Below are 19,142 nucleotides of genomic sequence, written 5' to 3'. Positions count from 1 at the left end.
GAGTTATATTCCCTTGTTAGCCGTATTCATATCAGGCTTTCGCAGGTTGTTTGATCTCCATTTGCAGTAAGGAGAATCCGTATGCTTCCAGATCGAGAGTCAGTTTATTTTGCCGAGCTTGCACGGCGTTTGATGTGAACAGATTCCGCCAGATGTTACGATCTCCCAAGGGGAGTTCAAGGGTGCATGGTTCATCACCAGCATTAAGTACAAGAAGCATACGCTCGCCCGAATTCGAATCCAATCGTTCGATGGCAAGACAGGGATCTCCGGCTTTCGCATATACGATCTTCAGTTCCGTGCTGCGTAGAGCAGGGTGCTCTTTACGAAGGGCAATGGTATGGGTGAAGAATTCCAGAAGCTCACGATTCTGCTTGGTCTCATCCCACTCCATACACTTGCGGCAACCCGGATCATATCCCCCATCAAGTCCCACTTCGTCTCCATAATAGATACATGGCACGCCTGGATACGTAAGTAGTAACGTAACGGCAAGCTTCATCTTGCGCTCATCTCCATCACACAAGGACAGCAGTCTGGGTGTATCATGACTTCCGAGCAGATTGAAGGCGGCTTCCGTTACAGGCTGTGAATAGGCTGCAAGCAGTTTGCCGATCTCATTTGCGAATCCAAGTCCATCGAGCTTGCCATGCACCGTATAGTCCAATACCGAATTGGTAAAAGGGTAATTCATCACGGCATCGAACTGGTCTCCCTGAAGCCACATGAGCGAATCATGCCAGATCTCACCGAGCAGGTAGGCGTCGGGCTTGATGGCTTTTACCGTCTGACGGAATTCGCGCCAGAACTGATGATCCACCTCGTTGGCTACATCGAGCCTCCATCCGTCAATGTCCATCTCCTCAATCCAGAAACGTCCTACCTCCAGCAGATATGCCTTCACTTCAGGGTGTTCCGTATTTAGCTTCGGCATGAGAGGTTCAAAGGCAAAGGTATCATAAGTCGGTATACCATCCTCCACACGTGGCGGCCAGTCTTTGATATAGAACCAGTCTGCGTAGGGGGAAGAGGCTCCATTCTTCATGACATCGACAAAAGGAGGGAACTCTCTGCCGGAATGATTGAATACTGCATCCAGGACAACGCGTATACCACGCTGATGACAGGTATCCACAAAGGACTTGAACTGTTCATTGGTTCCAAAGTGAGGATCAACTTTCATGTAATCGCCTGTATTGTATTTGTGATTCGTCGTGGCCTCGAACAGCGGACAGAAATAGATGGCATTGATGCCAAGCTGGCTTATATGATCCAGATGATCCAGCACACCTTGGAGGTCGCCGCCGAAGAAGTTCACCGGTGTAGGCTCTCCTCCCCAGGGTTCAGCATTTTTGGGACTGATGGAGGGATCACCATTGGCATAACGTTCAGGGAAAATCTGATAAAACACGGCGTCCTTAACCCAGGCAGGCGGTTCAAAAATGTCGACTGGATTCATAAATGGAAAATCAAAGAATTCAAGTGGATGATCAGGCAGCGCCTGCTCGAATCCGCGCTCCGTCATCCAGACCGATTCCTCTCCCTGAATCAATTGGAAACCATACCGCAATCTGCGATAGGGAGGTGAAGTCTCGGCTTCCCAATAATCGAACATTTCGTCCCGGGCAAAGATGTGCATAGGGATATGTGTGATCGTCCGATCCCAGGCATATTTGTCACCGGTAATGGCAATCACCGCATCCAGGTCCCCGCGTTTGGACCGAAGTCGGAGGTGCATGGTCGAGCGGTCATAAGCATAAGACCAATTGAGTTTTGGGCGATGGTAAACGGCTTCAAGAATCATGTGAATCACTCCTCATTAGATGATGAAATTCAGATAAATGCGGCCATTAAACGCAAAAAAGGCACAACCTCAATTGTTCACGAGGTTGTACCTTTCGGCAGCATAGCCTTTTGATTATAGTGCTATTATACGAACTAACTCAGCAAAAGAAAACACTTTTTTTTCTTAAATTTCAAAATTATTTAAAAAGGATAAAGTGGTGATTCCATTCACACGGTGAACGCCAGAAGGAGTGCAATCTGACGTTATACATGTGTGGCTGTTTTACATTTGGTAGCCGAGTTTTTCGCCGTAGGCTTTGATTTCAGCATGATATTGTTGGATGCTTTTGATTCCTGTTGCAATCTTGTCATTACCTTGTTTAAGGAGATTGCTGTTTACTTTCGTTTTGGCAACAGACTTTTTGAACAATTGATATCCTTCAAGCTGAGCATAGCTGCCTTTGATCAGTTTGGCATGGATTTTTTTCAGTTCAGCGTTCTCCGGTTTGATCTGTTTCAGCATGGAAACATACTTGGTGTAGTTAGGGATGGCTGTATTGTTCAGTTTCAGATAGAAGGATTTGCGATTGGAAGATGTAATGTACGTACTGCCACCTACTGCATCCAATGCTTTCTTCTCGTAAACGGCAGGAGTAGTCAATGCATCCAGATAGTCCAGGAATTCTGCTTCCTCTGCTGTAAGTTCCGGTTCTTCTTCTGTCGTGTCAACTTCATAGTATTCGTCTTCCGAATATGTAGTGGTTGAGTCATCCGCAGCAGAGGCATAGGACCCTGCAGGTGCAAATACCCCGCCAAGCAAGACAAAACTCATAATAAATGATAAAATCCAAGACTTTTTCACGTTATAATTTCCCCTATCTATAGATGTGATTTTATTCCAATGGATAATCTAACATAGTACGACAAGAAATTACAGGAATTGTTTTACAGTAAAAATCGGTTGAGTGTATATGAATGAATAATGATTCATTAGTGGAAAAGGACATGTATTAGATGAAGCTAAAAGTAAGAAGAGAAATGTGCATGTTAAGTTAGAGAGAAAAAATTTACATATATGGTTTATGTGAGAACGTATTGTATCGATATATATTATATTGGTTTAGTTAATATATCTCTATTTATTGTTGTTTTAAGAAGTCACAAGGTTCGACATGGAGTGAGGAGTTTATCCAAATAAAATGCTTGTATATTGAATTCATCTCCATTACAATACAATTGATAATGAGATTCAATATCATTTACATAAAAAAGGGGAGACGGATTTCATGTATAAAGTAAAGAAAAAGCTATACATTTATGCAGCACTTATTCTGATGATTTCACTACTTGCTGGTTGTGCTTCGGGTGGAAGTGCCGAGATAACGAATACGTCCAGCCAAGCTGCAAGCAGCAATGAGAGCAATAATGAAAGTGATACAACCGCCAGTGCGACTGAAGATCAGACCCGAGTGATCAAGCATGCCATGGGCGAAACCACAATCACGGGAACCCCGCAAAAGATCGTGACACTGTTCCAGGGTGCGAATGATGTCGTTGTTGCACTTGGTGTGAAACCGACAGGCGTGGTGGAATCATGGGTTCAGCAGCCAGTATATGAATATCTGAGAGCAGATCTGGATGGAGTCCCACAAGTAGGTCAGGAATCCCAGCCCAATCTGGAAGAGATCAACAAGTTGAAACCCGACTTGATTATTGCTACGAAGATCAGACATGAAGAGATCTATGAGCAATTGTCCCAGATTGCACCAACGGTAGTGACGGAGACGTTGTTTGACTGGAAAGAAACGGTGAAAACTGTTGGTGAAGCGATGAATATGGTTGAGCAATCGGATAAACTGTTGTCTGATTGGGATGGCCGTGTAGCTGATTTCAAAGAGAAAATGGGTGATCGTCTGCCAATTGAAGCAACCATTACGAACTTTAGAGCCGATCAGGTTCGTATTTTCTACATGGGATACGCAGGTAAGATTCTGAATGAACTCGGGTTCACCAGACCTGCCGGACATGACGCAGACACATGGGGAGTTGAATTGACTTCCAAAGAGAACATTCCGGATATGAATGCAGACATGATCTTCAACTTCAACTCAGGCACAGAAACCGATGCCATTCAGAAGAATTATGATGATTGGACCAGCAGTCCACTATGGAAAAATCTTGATGCAGTCAAGAACAACCAATTGGTTCAGGTCGATGAAGTGGCCTGGAACATGGCAGGTGGATACACATCGGCCAACATGATGCTGGACGATCTATATAAGCAGTTCAACCTGAACTAACTAACAAGAGCAGGACCTGCCATGCACCAGGACATTCGTTAACGAAGTGTATGGGCAGGCAGGTCTTTTGTCATTTTACAGATGAAAGAGTGAGAGTATGTTTCCCCTTTTTACAAAGGCAAGCGCCAAGATCTATGGACTGGTTGGTTTATTCATATTACTTCTACTTGCTTGCCTAGCCAGTATGATTCTGGGACGTACGCATATCACGTTTCAGATGGCATGGGAAGCACTGCAATTCTATGACGAGAGTTCTGTGGAACATGTGGTTCTAATGACTGAACGGTTGCCACGTACGGTTATTGCTGCTGTCGTTGGTGCAAGTTTGGCCGTGGCAGGCGGACTGATGCAGGCATTGACACGTAACCCGCTGGCATCACCAAGTGTGTTCGGGATCAATGCGGGTGCAATCTTTTTTATTGTCATTGCCATTGTGGTATTGTCCGTATCTTCGCTCACCACCATGATGTGGTTTGGTTTTGCCGGAGCTGCCGTTGCCGCGGCGATTGTATATGCACTGGGTTCACTCGGTCGTGATGGCCTGACACCGATCAAAATTGTACTGGCGGGGACGGCCATCTCAGCGTTGTTCGCCTCGTTCACACAGGCCATTCTGGTGCTGGATGGAACCGGATTGCAGGATGTATTGTTCTGGCTTGCCGGTTCAGTTAGCGGGCGGACATTGGATATGTTATATCCTGTTCTGCCTTACATGACAGCCGCAGCCATTGTCTCTCTGTTCATGGGCAGAGCCATCAATCTGCTCTTGACGGGTGATGATATCGCCAAAGGCATGGGACAGAATGTAATTCTGGTCAAGGTGCTCATGGGAATTGTTACGGTATTGCTGGCGGGTGGTTCGGTTGCCGTAGCCGGTTCGATCGGGCTCGTTGGTCTGGTTGTCCCACATATCATGCGTGCACTGGTGGGCAATGATTACCGATGGCTCGTTCCTTACTCTATTGTAGGGGGAGCGATTCTGCTGTTGTCTGCGGATGTGGTTGCAAGGCTGGTGATTATGCCGCAGGAAGTTCCACTCGGTGTCATGACTGCACTGATTGGCGGACCCTTCTTCGTGTATATTGCCCGCAAGGGGGTGACGAAGATATGAGGAAGCTGTTGACTTTCCGCAACAAAAAAGACACCGTTTCGGTGCAAATGGAACAAACATCACTGGTTGTCATCGGTATATGTATCCTCTTGTTCCTGATGGCAGGAGTGGTCGGTAGCAGTGTGGGCAGTGACTTTATCTCTCCGCTGGATGTGCTTCGAACGATATTCGGTCTGAATGAAGGGGAGCATGACTTCGTCGTGCTGACCTTAAGACTGCCACGGGTGTTATTATCTCTGCTCGTAGGAGCAGCCCTCGGTATGTCAGGCGCACTTCTGCAAGGCATTATCCGTAATCCGCTGGCCTCACCGGATGTCATCGGCATCACTGGCGGCGCGGCCGTTGCAGCTGTAGGTTTTGTTACGTTGCTGGGTGGAGCGGTAAGCATCAAGTTGTTACCATTGTTCGCCATCGCTGGCGCAATTGTGACGGCATTGATCATCTACGTGCTTGCCTGGAAAAAGGGAGTCAGTCCGATCCGTCTGGTGCTGATCGGAATTGGAGTGTCAGCCATTACGGGGGCCGGGACGACGTTTATGTTAATTCTGAGTCCGTTCTATACGGCAGGTCAAGCCTATATCTGGCTGACTGGAAGTGTGTACGGCGCATCGTGGACCGATGTCCGAACCATTCTCCCGGTTATTATTATCGTTGTACCTCTGGCGATCTGGTTCGCTCGCAGCCTGAATGCACAGGAGTTCGGGGATGATCTGGCTACGGGGTTAGGTGTTACCGTTCAACGGCATCGTTCGGCGTTGTTGTTATGCAGTGTACTGCTGGCGGGAATTGCGGTCGCGGTTGCCGGAACCATTGGTTTTGTAGGCTTGATCGCTCCACATATTGCCCGGAAAATGGTTGGACGCATGTTCGGCAGTATGTTGATCGTGTCAGGTCTGGTCGGTGCTTTGCTTGTATTTGCAGCAGATTTGATTGCCCGCACCGCTTTTCTACCGCTTGATGTTCCCGCAGGGGTATTCACCGCAGGTGTAGGCGCACCATTTTTCTTGTATCTGTTGTTCAAGAATCGAAATCAGTTTTGAGGAGGAGAGAGCCGTGAGTATTCTGGAAGCCAAGGAGCTTACTATCTCCTATGGAGCAGATCCCATTATTGAGAATTTGAACCTGACCATTCCCAAGGGTCAGATCACCGTCCTAATTGGCAGCAACGGCTGTGGCAAATCCACGCTGCTGCGCACGATGGCCCGGTTGTTGAAATCCAGCTCAGGTTCGGTGCTGCTGGATGGTGAAGAGATTGCGAAGCTGCCCACGAAGGAGATTTCAAGAAGGATGTCCATCCTGCCACAGGGTCCTACCGCTCCGGAAGGCCTGACGGTGAATCAACTGGTCAAACAAGGACGTTATCCGCATCAAACATGGCTGAAGCAATGGTCTCGTGAGGATGAGCGCATGGTCAAGCTGGCACTGGAATCCACACATCTGACTGACCTCGCGGATCGGCCTGTGGATGCACTGTCCGGTGGACAGCGTCAGCGTGCCTGGATTGCCATGACACTTGCGCAGGGCACCGAAACGCTGCTGCTGGATGAACCTACAACCTATCTGGATATGACACATCAGATTGATATCCTTGATCTGCTGTTTGAGTTGAACGAACGGGAAGGACGTACCATTGTCATGGTACTTCATGACTTGAATCTGGCATGTCGGTATGCGCATCATATTGTGGCTGTTCACAACAAGTCGATCTACGCGGAAGGTAAACCAGAAGATATCGTTACACAGGAGATGGTCCGTAAAGTTTTCCAGATGGAGTGTGAGATTGCGGTCGATCCGTTGTTCGGTACACCAACTTGCATCCCGCATGGAAGAGGGAGGAAGCTGAATGGGGAACAGCGTTACACACAATTGGCTTGAAGATCAAAAAGTCCGCTCTTGATTCGTTCAATAATTATTCAGAACTCCACATCGACTCCATTGCATGGGCATACAGATAACAAATTAGGCAAGCTATTGGTTAAACCATGTCCCAGGCTTGCCTGGTTTGTTGTGCCTATTAATCGATCCCAAACCACATACGGCGACTCAAACCCACATAAAATACAATCTTATTTTTCCTTAAAAGTTTATTATTGACAATATAACTCAAATTGCCATAAAATAGATTTTGTATGATATTGATAATCATTATCAATATAAAATTACAATAAAAATTGATGAAAGTATGAGCAATATAAGTTGAATTAATCATTTACATGCAACGGAGAGGACAGAAAAAACCTGAAAAAGCGAAGCGTTCGCCTTTATCACCGGATTTCCCCTTTGTATAAGGGATTCAAAAAAAATCTGGGGATAACAGGGATTGGAAGGTTGTTCTGTCATTGTAGTGTCAGCGTAAATAATCTTTAATTCAACTTATATAGGAGCGAGTACCTTCATTCGATCGAGGAGGATTTTCAGTGTTTCCGAAAGGGATTCATAATCTGCAAAACCGACTCATTATAAGCAAAGCGAGAGAAATGGGCATCACTTGTGAGCCCCTTGTCGAAGGATGCGAAGATTTTCTGAAGCTGTCTGTAGGGGACAAGGAGATCATCATTAACAAAACCAGATCTCATCGTCTGCCGTTAATCGCTGGACTGCTCGCGAAGAACAAGCAGGCATGCAATATGTTGCTGCATGAGCAGGGGATGCCTGTACCATCGTTTATCGTGATCCCGGCGATGGGGAGCAATGCAGCAGATTTTCTAAATAGATACGGCTCCATTGTGGTGAAACCGCTGGATGCGAGCAGCAGCATGGGAGTAACGCTGGATGTGCGTACCGAAGATGAACTGGAGGCAGCCATTCATCTTGCGAGTGTCCACGGCAGCAGCATCATGTTGCAACAATATGTGACCGGAATCGATTACAGAGTGCTGATCATCAACGGTGAAGTGGCGGCTGTGAATGAGTATCGGCCTGTCTATGTTGAGGGAGACGGGACTTCAAACGTTCGGGCGTTAATCAAACAGTTGAATCAGGATCGAATTGAGATGACGTCCATTGGCGAGTATGAAGCATTTCCCGAAGTTGATGCAGAAGCTGAACGTCTGCTGGAGGTATTGCGTGCACAAGGGACAACACTGGATGAAGTACCTGCCGCCGGAAAAGAAATCGAGCTATATGATCTTCGTAACTCAGCCGCCGGAAAAATCAGCGAATTCTACAAAGATTGTACCGAAATCATTCATCCCGAGAATGCGCGAATGATCATTCAAGCGGCCAAAACGCTTCAGATTGATGTAGCAGGCATCGATGTTCGTTGTCGTGATATCCGAACTCCGATCTCTGGAGAACAGGGGGGCATTTTGGAAGTTAACGCTTTGCCGGATCTAACCCACCACGTCTTTCCCCATGGTGGAACAACTCGTGATGTAGTTCGGTTATACCTGGAATACCTGTGTCAGGAGCAACTCGAATATAAGACGTATAACAACGGCTAAAAGATGCAGAACAGAGTTACAGGCAGCTGGTTCAGCCTGAATCGATTATAAGGAGCGTTAGAGGGCTATGTCAGTAGAGGTGCAGACGGAATATCTGAAGCTGCAAAATGAGAAGGAATCCAATGCAAGATCGTACCCCAGACATTTCCCGCTAGTCATTAGCAAGGCCCATGGGGTGAAGATTACCGATACGGAAGGCCGCGTATTCTACGACTGCCTGGCTGGTGCAGGAACATTGGCGCTGGGACATAACCATGACACGGTGATCAACGCCATTCGCGATGTCCTGGATCAGCAGATTCCGCTACATACACTGGATTTGGCAACGCCGCTGAAGCTTTCATATATGCAAGAACTGTTCTCCATTCTTCCAGCAGAGATGCGAGATAAAGCCAAAATCCAGTTCTGTGGTCCAACGGGGGCCGATGCAGTAGAAGCAGCCATTAAGCTGGTCAAACATGCAACAGGTGGCAAGTCTATTCTTGCCTTTCAGGGAGGTTATCACGGTTCGACCCAAGCGACGATGTCGATGAGTGGCAACCTGAGCAAGAAACAACATCTGCAAAGCCTGCTGCCGGATGTTCATTTCCTGCCGTTTCCTTATGAATACCGCTGCCCATTTGGTGTTGGTGAAGGCATGACGGCCCGGTTAAGTTCACAGTATATCGAGAACTTGCTCGATGATTGCGAGAGCGGTATTGCTGCACCATGTGGGGTCATTGTGGAGACGGTGCAGGGAGAGGGCGGAGCGATTCCGGCGGATATCGAATGGCTCAAGGAGATGCGCCGAATCACGGCAGAGCGAAGCATTCCGCTCATTATTGACGAAGTGCAGACAGGCATCGGACGGACAGGGCGAATGTTTTCATTTGAACATGCTGGAATTGTACCCGATGTAATCATCTGCTCCAAAGCGGTTGGCGGAAGTCTGCCGATGTCTGTCGTCATCTATAAGGAGGAGCTGGATCAATGGCAGCCTGGTGCACACACCGGTACGTTCCGTGGCAATCAGCTGGCCATGGCAGCGGGACTTGCTACATTTCGTTATATCCGGGAGCAGGATATTCTACACAACGTGCATCTGCGCAGCGAGCAATTCATGAATCAACTGAATGCATTGAAAGAGCGATATGCAGAGATTGGTGATGTACGAGGCAGAGGGTTGATGATTGGCGTTGAGGTGGTTGATCCAACAGGACGCAAGGATCGTCTGGGACATTATCTGCCAAACGGGGCGCTGGCCGAGTCTATTCAACGTGAATGCTTTAAGAATGGCTTGATTGTAGAACTGGGTGGGCGTCATTCAGCTGTTGTTCGTTTTCTGCCGCCATTGAATATTACAGAGCAAGAATCGAGCGCGATCCTGGCCATCTTTGAGAAATCGGTAGCTGAAGCCATTGCCTTAGCAACGGCGGCATGTTGAAGCTGTCACTGATGAAGAGGCATGCAGTATTATTCGCGATTCTGCTCGGTGCCTTTTCGCTGGTGCTGACCAACAGTGCATTTAACCTGCTGCTGCCTTATTTCGTGCAGTACTATCAGATCTCTACGACAGCAGGAGGATGGATCATCGCGCTGTACATGCTCGCCATGACGTTAACGATGCCGCTGGCTTCCCTGATTGTGGACCGACTGGGACGTAAGCAGACGTTTATGCTGGGGATTAGTATCTATGGACTGTTCTCGGTGGCAGGTGCGTTGTTATATCACTCCATCGAAGTCCTCTTGCTGGTTCGTTTCATGCACGGCGTTGCCGCGGGGCTAATGATTCCGTTATCACTTGTGCTGCTGTTTGATGTATACGGACCGGAGGTGCGAGGACGAATTACTGGAGCGTGGGGCTTGCTGCTTATGCTGGCTCCGGCTGCCGGGCCTACTCTGGGTGGATTCATCATTCAGTATGGACGGCTTGAAATGTTGTTCTGGCTCAATGTGCCACTGGCAGTGTTCTCGTTCATTGGGTGCGTTCGAGTCATTCAGCCCTATATCCCTGCCCGCAGGAAAAAATGGCATCCATCCAGTGTGATAATGCTGATCAGTGCTGTAGGTGCTCTTAGTCTGGGGGTACAATTGTACGCGAGTCCTGTTGTGGTGGTATGGGTACCTTGGCTGCTGATTGCACTGGGTGTGCTATTACTCATTCGTTTTATCCAGACAGAGAACGGTCGCAAGGAACCATTGATCCGATACCAGTTGCTGCGGCGTAATGCTGTATTTCCACTGACCGTGCTGATCTCGACGATTCAGGATTGTGTGATGTTTGGCGTGATCTTTGCATTGCCGTTGTTGTTCCAGGATGTCTTCCACTTGTCACCAGCCCTATCCGGTGCGCTGTTCATTCCCTTATCCATCTGCACAAGTCTGTTCATGTGGATTGGCGGCAGCTTGCTGGACCGAGGTCGGTCCATACATTTTATCGCATGGGGCACGTTGCTGGTGTCGATATCCATTCTGTCGTTTGCGGTTCTACCCATGGGAGCATCGATCTGGATCATCGGTATGCTCATGGCGTGCCGGGGAATTGGCGTTGGTCTGTCAGGCATGAGTATCTCTGCTATTGGTTTACAGGCTTTACCGGAGGAAGACATGCATGAAGGCTCGGTGTTATCGACCACAATTGAGCGGCTCGCTTCTTCGTTTGCGGTGATGGGCATGACCTTGTATTACGATATGCGCTGGCAATGGCTTGCCGGGGCAGGAACGTCCATGGAGATGGCCAAATGGGGAGCGCTCAAAGAGATCTGTATCGGCCTTGGATGCGCCATTCTGCTTACACTTCCCCTGGTCTTACTTATAACCCGAAAGAAGGTTGGCATCATTGTTCGAGATGGAAAACAAGCTCCGGTCTGAAGCTGAGCAGCAGGCTCATGAACATTCATGCAAACTGCTGCTGAACTGTTATATCCGTGAGCTTGCGCTAGAGAAGAAAAGCGATCTTCGGATCAATCCGACTACGCTGACGTACGCTGTTGCTTTTCAAGCCAGCGGGGTGACGGTGACAGGACGGCTATCCTATTACTCGGTCATGGGGGAGCATGAATACCTCAGCATGGAATCTGACGGAGAAGCGGTGCATTATCGCGACCTGGTTCGCTGGATCACATGTGAGCTAAGTGGAGATGGGGCACAGGGAGCGAGTTCGGATCAACATGGAATGCTGAAGAGTGCGATAGAGATGAAGAGTTCACTTGAGGTGGATATTGCACATCCATGGGGTGAGAATACGAATCGTGTAAAGGCAGCGTATGCCAGAGATTTTGCACAAAAGGTAGATAACAGTGTGCGTAACCTTACGTTGTATATCGAACAAGCAGCCGGACTCGACATTCACGATTATCGCACATCGGAACAGTCTCTGTTGTATGGTCATCCGTTTCACCCGTTCCCGAAGAATTCCAAAGGCTTCAGCGAGCAGGATGTTCAGAAGTACAGTCCGGAGCTACGCACATCGTTTCAACTCTGTTATATCGCCGTGAGGCAGGACGTCTACGTGCAGGAATGGGTGGATGACGAGGCGGTAATGGATTTGCATGATCTCCTGCGGAGCCATGTGGAGCCTATCTTAAAAGAAAAGAGTGGAATGTATGGGCTGCTGCCCGTCCATCCATGGCAATATGCGTACATATCACAGTTGACCGAGGTACAGTCTTATATTCGAGATCAAAAATTAATTCTGCTCGGCAGTGCGGGGCCAACCGTCTATCCAACTTCTTCGGTCCGTACAGTCTATATTCCGGCATGGAACTGCAATATCAAGCTGTCACTGAACATGCAGATCACCAACATGATCCGCACCAACAGTGCTGAGCAGATGCGCAGAACACTGGATGCCTCCAGATACGTCAGCCAGCATGACTGTTTCGGTGCTGAACCGCACACCCATATTGCGTATGAGACAGGTGTAGCGACTTGTGCTTTTGATGATGAAGAGTTAACCAGTCTGTTTACGATAGCTTATCGTCCCATTGAGTTCGACCCTGCGAATACGTATGTCTTATCCAGTCTGGTTGAAGCACCGCTTCCTGGGATGCGGTCGCGACTGATGACGATGCTGGGTGGTGGACGTGACATAGCTGAGCGCTGGCTGGATCGTTATCTGGCATGTTCTCTGCTGCCGATTGTACGGGCGGCGGGTGAGAAAGGCATTCATTTTGAAGCCCATTTGCAGAATACCCTTGTGACATTGGAGGATGGGTTGCCTGTGGATTTTATCGTCCGCGATCTGGAAGGGGTCAGCGTGGATGAGGAACTTATCCGTGAGCAGGACCGTGAAGCATCCGATCTGTTGTTCTATTCACGAGAGAAAGCCTGGGCGCGGACTTCTTACTATTTTATCGTCAATCATCTGGGTTCTCTGATCCATGCAATGGCGCGAGATGTGAACGTACCGGAGGAGCATTTTTGGAAGCAGGTACGTGAGGTACTTGTAGATGAACTGGAACGAACGAGCAATGATTATGTGCGACATCTGCTGACGACGGATGCATTTCTGGCCAAACAGAATTTGGTGAGTTGTCTAAGAGGTATCAGCCAGACCCCGGCATACGTGCCGGTGAGCAATGTAATGAAACGAATAGGGAGTGAAGTGCGTGGGAGTCGTGGGATACAGGGCTGAAGCAGGCGGCAGGACAGAAGCAGTCTACGTGGGTGTACAGGAACGGATCATGCGGCAGACACTGGAGGCGATGTGGTTCGAAGGCATCTTGGACAGTCATGTAAGCGGGAGCGAATGGCGAACCGAGGGACTTACATCGTCAGGAAAACCTGTGGCGTACACGTGTGAAGCCGAGCGGAAGTTTTCATTTGGCCGGGTGAAGGTGAAGAAGGGAACGATTCAAAGGGAAGGCGTCCGCTGCACCGATCTGGATCTGTTTTTGGAAGAAATTGTGCTGAACGCGTTGAAGGGTGCGAATGTGACGGCTTTTATCCAGGAACTACTCGAAACGATGGCAAAGGACAGCCAGTGCCGGGCTATATTGCCCTTGAACATTCCGAGTAAAGATCGTCATTATGATGCGCTCGAAAGTCACATGACCGACGGTCATCTGTACCACCCGAGCTATAAGTCGAGGTTGGGATTTTCCCTGAAAGATAATCTGGCTTATGGCCCTGAATTTAACTCGGAGGTTGCATTAGTCTGGGTTGCTGTGAAAAAAGAATTCGCTCAGACCGCTGTATCCGCGGGGTATAGCTCTGATGAACTGGTGGGGCAACATCTGACCGCAGAGGATATGCAGCGATTTCAACAGATCCTGCAACAAGATAGCTTAGTAGGCTCTAGCGTTGGTGGCAAAGGCAGCAAGGTTGATGGGGAAATAGGAGGTTCTGACGCGGATGATCGCTATGTATTCATTCCGGTTCATCCATGGCAGTGGGAGCATCAGTTGGAATCGGTATTTGCCCGTCAACGGATGGATGGGGACATCGTGTATCTTGGTCCATCGTCTTCGCCCTATCGTGCGCAGCAGTCGATCCGTTCGCTGTCGAACCGGGTGAACCCGGAAGCCCCATACATCAAGCTGGCACTCAGTATTACCAACACGTCGAGCACACGTATTCTGGCACAGCATACGACCCAGAACGCACCGCTGATCAGCGATTGGCTGGAAGAACTCGTTCGTGAGGATGAGCTGTTGCAGCAGGTGCAGTTTGGCATTTTAAAAGAAATCATGGGACTGTCATTCCGTTATGAGCAGTTGCCTGCAACCCAATATGGACGAGCCTACGGCACACTTGGTGCGATCTGGCGGGAGAATGTATCGGTTCATCTGAAGGAAGGTGAGACGGCGTGGCCGCTCAATGCATTGATGTTGGTGCAGCTGGATGGTGTTCCATTTATTCAGGATGCTGTAGAACGACATGGTGTGGAGAAGTGGAGCGAGGCCCTTGTTCGCACGGTTACACTGCCGATTATACATTTGCTCTACGCACACGGGATTGCGCTGGAATCCCATGCCCAGAATATCATTTTGGTGCTGGAAGGTGAACTGCCGAAACGAATCATGATCAAGGATCTACATGATGGTGTTCGCTATGTGCCGGATCAACTCTTGTACCTGGAAAGAGCACCAAAACTGAATCCAGAGCCGGAAACTCATCGCAAGTTCAATCGGTATTCATTCATCTATGCCGGCGATGTGTCGGAAGTCCGTGACTATACGTATGATGCATTCTTTTTTATCTGCATGACAGATATTGCATTGGCCTTTGAGAAGTTTGGTCTGTCGGAAGAAGCGTTCTGGCAGCTATGTGCAGGTGTGATTGTGGATTATCAGCGAGAGCACCCGGAATACGCAGAGCGGTTCATTGCATTTGACCTTTTTGCCGAAGATGCACTGATCGAAGAGATGACCAAGCGCCGTCTGTATGGGGATGGGGAGTTATATTTTCGCAAGGCGAGCAATCCACTCAAGGTATCAAAGGATGCACTTGAATCAAAGAGAACACCCGAATTAAAGGGAATCGTCGAATGAGAATTAACACGCTGAAGGAAAAAATTGCACGCAAACAGCCCGTATATGGCCTTTTTGTATCCATACCACACCCGGTCATCATCGAGATGATCGGACATGCGGAATATGACTTTGTCATTATTGATCTGGAACATGCCGCAACATCCATGGAGCAGGTGGAAGAGTTGGTTCGTGCGGCGGAACTGGTCGGCCTAACCCCGCTGGTACGTATCTCGAAAGTGGAACGAGCGGAGATTCTGAAGGTGCTGGACTGTGGCGCACAAGGTATCGTCATTCCGCATGTCGAGCAATTGGAGCAGGTGGAGGAAGCGGTTCGTCACGCCTACTATCATCCGGTTGGCACGCGTAGCTTGAATAGCGGTCGTCCCGGTGTATTCGGGAAATATCCGCTCACGGAATACATTGGGGAAGCGAACGAACAAGTGATGGTTGTACCCCTGATCGAAAGTGTGAAGGGCGTTCGGCAAAGTGCACAGATTCTGTCTCACCCTCAGGTGAGTTTTGTATTGGAAGGGGCGGCGGATCTGTCGCAATCCCTCGGTGTGCCATGGCAGACGGAGCACCCGGATGTGAGACGTGCGCTGGATGAATTACATGCTACCGCCCAGCAGTGCGAAGTACCTTATGCTACGGTCACTAGAGGCGTAGAAGACATGTCCCTATGGGCTGAGCGGGGAGTACATATATACGTGCTTGGTGATGATCGGAATACGGCTTTTCGGGCTTATGCCCAAAAACGGAATGACTACAGGAATGCGGGTGGGCAGATATGAAACCTAGTGTATGGCATGCGATTGATGAACTACAACGCGGGATGGAAGAACCGGTATGTGCGTACGTCTATGATCTGGCTGGAATTCAGGAACAGGTGCGTCAGATGTTGGGCAGCATGCCCCGGAACACACAATTGTTCTACGCGATCAAGGCGAATCCAGATCCGCGAATCATTGAGGCGTTGCTTCCATTTGTGAAGGGTTTTGAAGTGGCTTCGATTGGAGAGCTACTCAAGGTTAGAGCTGTAAGCCGAGAGGTTCCGATTCTGTTTGGAGGTCCGGGTAAGAAAGAGAGCGAGCTTCGGCTGGCAATCGAGCATGGCGTGAGCTACATCCATGTGGAGAGTCTTTTGGAGCTGCGGCGCATCATTGCGATTGCGAAAGAGCGAGAGAAGGAGCATGTGCACAAGCAACAACAGGGTCAAGCGCAGGAGGTTCGCATTCTGCTCCGTATCAATCTGCGGAGCAGTACGTTGCCTCGGACGAAGATCGTTATGGGCGGTGGGCCAAGTCCTTTTGGCATCGATGAGGAGGCAGTGGAAGAAGCCATTGAACTCATTCGTGTGGAAGGCGCGGGTGTGGTTCGGCTGAGCGGATTCCATTTTCATTCCTTGTCCAACAATATGGACGCCAGGCTGCATGCCGAGATGATTGAGCTGTATTTGCAAAAGGTGGAGCAGTGGCAGCAGCAGTATGATCTTCCTGTGGAAGTGGTGAATGCAGGAGGCGGATTCGGGGTGACTTACGACGGTAGCCCCGGATTCGACTGGCCATTATTCACTTCCCTGCTGGAGCAAAGTGAAGCCAGACAGCGCCTTGTTTCACGCGGAGGCCAGCTGTATTTTGAATCGGGTCGACTGCTGGTGGCAGACCACGGGTATTATGCAGCAGAGGTTACGGATATCAAAACTTCTCATGAGCAGTATTTTGCCGTGTTAAGGGGAGGTACGCACCATAATCGTCTGCCTGCTTCATGGGGACATAACCACCCGTTTCAGATTATGGCGACAGATCGCTGGAAACACTCGTTTGCCCGGCCAGAGGTAAGAGATCGTCGAGTTCATGTGGTAGGTGAGCTATGCACACCCAAGGATCGCATGCATTCCGATGCGGAGGTAGCACTGCTGCGCGTGGGAGATATTGTTTTGTTTGAAAAGTCTGGAGCTTATTGCTGGACCATCTCGCATCATGATTTTCTGGGGCATCCGCACCCGGCATTCCATTATCTAACGGAGGACAATAATCATGTCAACACTGATGAAGCGTTCCAGTCTGCAAGCCGCTGAACGCCGGATTATGGCGGATCTGATGAATTCTTTCTTGGCGGAGCAATTGCTTCCTCTGGAGGGTTATCCGTTCATTGATTTTGCTACGGCACCTGCACCGTTCCGTCGATTGTATAAAGAATATGACAGCGAAGAGCACAATCATAATGTAGCTTCTCGCTATAGATTATACACTCAAGGCGTGCTGTGTTTGGTTGAAACAGGAGTAAGACAGGAGACTCAATGGGTTCAGGGTTCACCATTCTACGAGGAGAAACCAGATGGAAGCTGGGTTCTTCTTGATTCTCCGGTAGAGGTTGGACGTGCCGTGTTACAGAAGGCTTTGTCGGATGAAGCCTATGCGCAGCCTGGAGTGGCGGAGTTCCTTGCTAGTCTGGACATTGCTGTGGAGCAGTATGCTCTGGGCTGGGAACAAGTCCAGTATCTGTCCACCAACGTCCCAGCTTCTGCTTATGAATGGTTTATCAAGGGTGAACGCGTTGCGGCATTGCGTGATCGTCCATTTCACCCATCGTCCAAAGCCAAAGTGGGATTCAATGCAGAGGATGTCACACAGTATGCAGCAGAGTTCGGGAAGGGAATCTCACTGCGCTGGGTGGCTATACGGCTGGATGCCACGCAGCAAGGTTGTGAAGATGGATTGTCCATTTTGGACGTGTTAGACGATGTTCAGCGTGGAGTAGTGGAAGCCGAGTTTGCCCGCAAAGGGATCACGTTGGACGAATATCTGCCGATGCCTGTTCATCCGTGGCAATTGCAGCATGTGATTCTGCCCCGCTTCACCGGAGAGGTCGAGGAAGGCAGTATCATTGTATTGGATGTAGAAGTGGGAGAGGTACAGGCTACATCCTCTCTACGCTCGATGGCCCCGTCAACCGAGTCCACTCGGATGCTCAAGCTTCCGGTTAGTGTGCTGTCGCTGGGGGCAGCTCGTTATCTTCCGGTAGTGAAGCTGCTGAATGGTCTTGCTGGAGAACGTATGCTAAGGCAAGCTGTAGCTTGTGACGAGACGTTGAAGGACAAGGTGTATATGTGCGAAGAGCAGAACTGGTGGGGTTTCATGCCAGAATCGATGGGACTGTTCGATGATCATCCCCGGCATCTGGCTGCACAGATTCGTGTGTATCCCGCTGAATTGCTGGGTGAAGTCTACAAAGTAATTCCAATGGCCGCACTGGGTGTGAATCTGGAAGGGCATCATCTATTGACGGAGATCCTGGGTGATAACCTGAGCAGCACGGATGTTCTCGACTTCTATACCAGTATAGCTACTACGTTCTATGATATCGTGATGCGTCTGTTCAAGGTAGGCGTTGTGCCTGAGATTCATGGTCAGAACTGCTGTCTGGTGTTACGGGATAATCAGGTAAAGGGTCTTTTGTTCCGCGATCATGATTCGGTGCGTTTGCATCAGCCTTATCTGGACAAGCACGGCATTGCAGACCCTGCCTACCATATTCGACCTGGCTACTCGAACAGCTTGTATAATGAGACGGTTCAGAAGCTGATCTTCTATGTGCAGTCTTTGGGGACGCAGGTGAATCTGGCTGCGATCATGGAGGCATTGAGCGAGGTGTATCACATCCCGGAAACGAAGTTATGGGAGATCACGGAGCAGGCTTGGAAGGAAGCGCTGCAACATGTGCAGCTTCCCGAATCCGATCGGGCCGCGCTCGCTCATGCGATATTTGAGAGCAGGGAGTGGCCCGTGAAGTTAGTTGTCCGTCCGCTGCTTGAAGCGGATGGGGTGCCAGGCGCGATGCCATCGGGCAAAGGCATAGGGTGGAACCCTTTTTACAAGGGATAGAAGTAGAGTATGGTCGGTGTAGGAGTGTAGAGAGAAGAAGTGGCGTGCTAAAGGATCGATATAGAAGGTGACCCGTTTGAGGGGTTGCCTTTTTGCTTTGTTGTTATTGAGTTCGAATGCCAGAAGGGAATAAAATGTTCATCATTATGGCTAAAAAATCTTGC

The 19,142-nt window shown here is 49.2% G+C and carries 14 protein-coding genes; 12 read left to right on the top strand and 2 right to left on the bottom strand.

From position 1 onward, the window contains the following. Positions 1-31: 31 nt before the first annotated feature. Positions 32-1,804: an alpha-glycosidase gene (locus FS628_RS09520; RefSeq protein WP_145321139.1), complete on the bottom strand. Its 1,773-nt coding sequence runs from the start codon at positions 1,802-1,804 to the stop codon at positions 32-34. 264 nt (positions 1,805-2,068) lie between these two features. Next, positions 2,069-2,647, bottom strand: coding sequence for a hypothetical protein (locus FS628_RS09515; RefSeq protein ID WP_145321137.1), 579 nt, complete (start codon positions 2,645-2,647; stop codon positions 2,069-2,071). Between the two features lie 424 nt (positions 2,648-3,071). On the opposite strand from FS628_RS09515, the gene FS628_RS09510 reads away from it, so the two are divergent. The 12 genes from FS628_RS09510 to FS628_RS09455 all read left to right on the top strand — a co-directional run bounded on the left by FS628_RS09510 (position 3,072) and on the right by FS628_RS09455 (position 18,978). Then, on the top strand, positions 3,072-4,085 hold the full coding sequence (locus FS628_RS09510; protein WP_145321135.1) for an ABC transporter substrate-binding protein: 1,014 nt from the start codon (positions 3,072-3,074) through the stop codon (positions 4,083-4,085). A 97-nt stretch (positions 4,086-4,182) separates the two neighbouring features. After that, on the top strand, positions 4,183-5,196 hold the full coding sequence (locus FS628_RS09505) for a FecCD family ABC transporter permease (protein ID WP_145321133.1): 1,014 nt from the start codon (positions 4,183-4,185) through the stop codon (positions 5,194-5,196). Next, positions 5,193-6,236 carry a FecCD family ABC transporter permease gene (locus tag FS628_RS09500; protein WP_145321131.1) on the top strand — a complete coding sequence of 348 codons (1,044 nt, stop codon included), beginning with the start codon at positions 5,193-5,195 and terminating at the stop codon, positions 6,234-6,236. The genes FS628_RS09505 and FS628_RS09500 overlap by 4 nt, the downstream gene beginning before the upstream one ends. Positions 6,237-6,249: 13 nt before the next feature. Next, a complete protein-coding gene (locus tag FS628_RS09495; protein ID WP_145321129.1) occupies positions 6,250-7,071 on the top strand; it encodes an ABC transporter ATP-binding protein in 822 nt (273 codons plus the stop codon). A gap of 542 nt (positions 7,072-7,613) precedes the next feature. Continuing rightward, positions 7,614-8,639 (top strand): hypothetical protein, encoded by a 1,026-nt coding sequence (locus tag FS628_RS09490; protein WP_145321127.1) that lies wholly within the window; start codon positions 7,614-7,616, stop codon positions 8,637-8,639. A 67-nt stretch (positions 8,640-8,706) separates the two neighbouring features. After that, positions 8,707-10,062 (top strand): diaminobutyrate--2-oxoglutarate transaminase, encoded by a 1,356-nt coding sequence (locus tag FS628_RS09485; protein ID WP_145321125.1) that lies wholly within the window; start codon positions 8,707-8,709, stop codon positions 10,060-10,062. Next, the gene (locus FS628_RS09480; protein WP_260870969.1) at positions 10,056-11,489 is read left to right on the top strand and encodes an MFS transporter; all 1,434 of its coding nucleotides are present in this window, start codon (positions 10,056-10,058) and stop codon (positions 11,487-11,489) included. The genes FS628_RS09485 and FS628_RS09480 overlap by 7 nt, the downstream gene beginning before the upstream one ends. Continuing rightward, the gene (locus FS628_RS09475) at positions 11,467-13,254 is read left to right on the top strand and encodes an IucA/IucC family protein (protein WP_260870968.1); all 1,788 of its coding nucleotides are present in this window, start codon (positions 11,467-11,469) and stop codon (positions 13,252-13,254) included. The genes FS628_RS09480 and FS628_RS09475 overlap by 23 nt, the downstream gene beginning before the upstream one ends. Continuing rightward, positions 13,220-15,112 (top strand): IucA/IucC family protein, encoded by a 1,893-nt coding sequence (locus tag FS628_RS09470; RefSeq protein WP_260870967.1) that lies wholly within the window; start codon positions 13,220-13,222, stop codon positions 15,110-15,112. Before FS628_RS09475 ends, FS628_RS09470 begins: the two co-directional genes overlap by 35 nt. Beyond that, on the top strand, positions 15,109-15,885 hold the full coding sequence (locus FS628_RS09465; protein ID WP_145321118.1) for an HpcH/HpaI aldolase family protein: 777 nt from the start codon (positions 15,109-15,111) through the stop codon (positions 15,883-15,885). Before FS628_RS09470 ends, FS628_RS09465 begins: the two co-directional genes overlap by 4 nt. Then, positions 15,882-17,171, top strand: a complete 1,290-nt coding sequence (locus FS628_RS09460; RefSeq protein ID WP_145321116.1) for a type III PLP-dependent enzyme — start codon at positions 15,882-15,884, stop codon at positions 17,169-17,171. Before FS628_RS09465 ends, FS628_RS09460 begins: the two co-directional genes overlap by 4 nt. Further along, positions 17,131-18,978, top strand: coding sequence for an IucA/IucC family protein (locus FS628_RS09455; RefSeq protein WP_145321114.1), 1,848 nt, complete (start codon positions 17,131-17,133; stop codon positions 18,976-18,978). The genes FS628_RS09460 and FS628_RS09455 overlap by 41 nt, the downstream gene beginning before the upstream one ends. The last annotated feature ends 164 nt before the right edge of the window (positions 18,979-19,142 follow it).

The organism is Paenibacillus xylanexedens, assembly GCF_007676705.1.
Taxonomy (GTDB): domain Bacteria; phylum Bacillota; class Bacilli; order Paenibacillales; family Paenibacillaceae; genus Paenibacillus; species Paenibacillus xylanexedens_C.
Note: the sequence above shows the minus strand (reverse complement) of the source record. Positions and strands in the feature narration are given on the sequence as shown.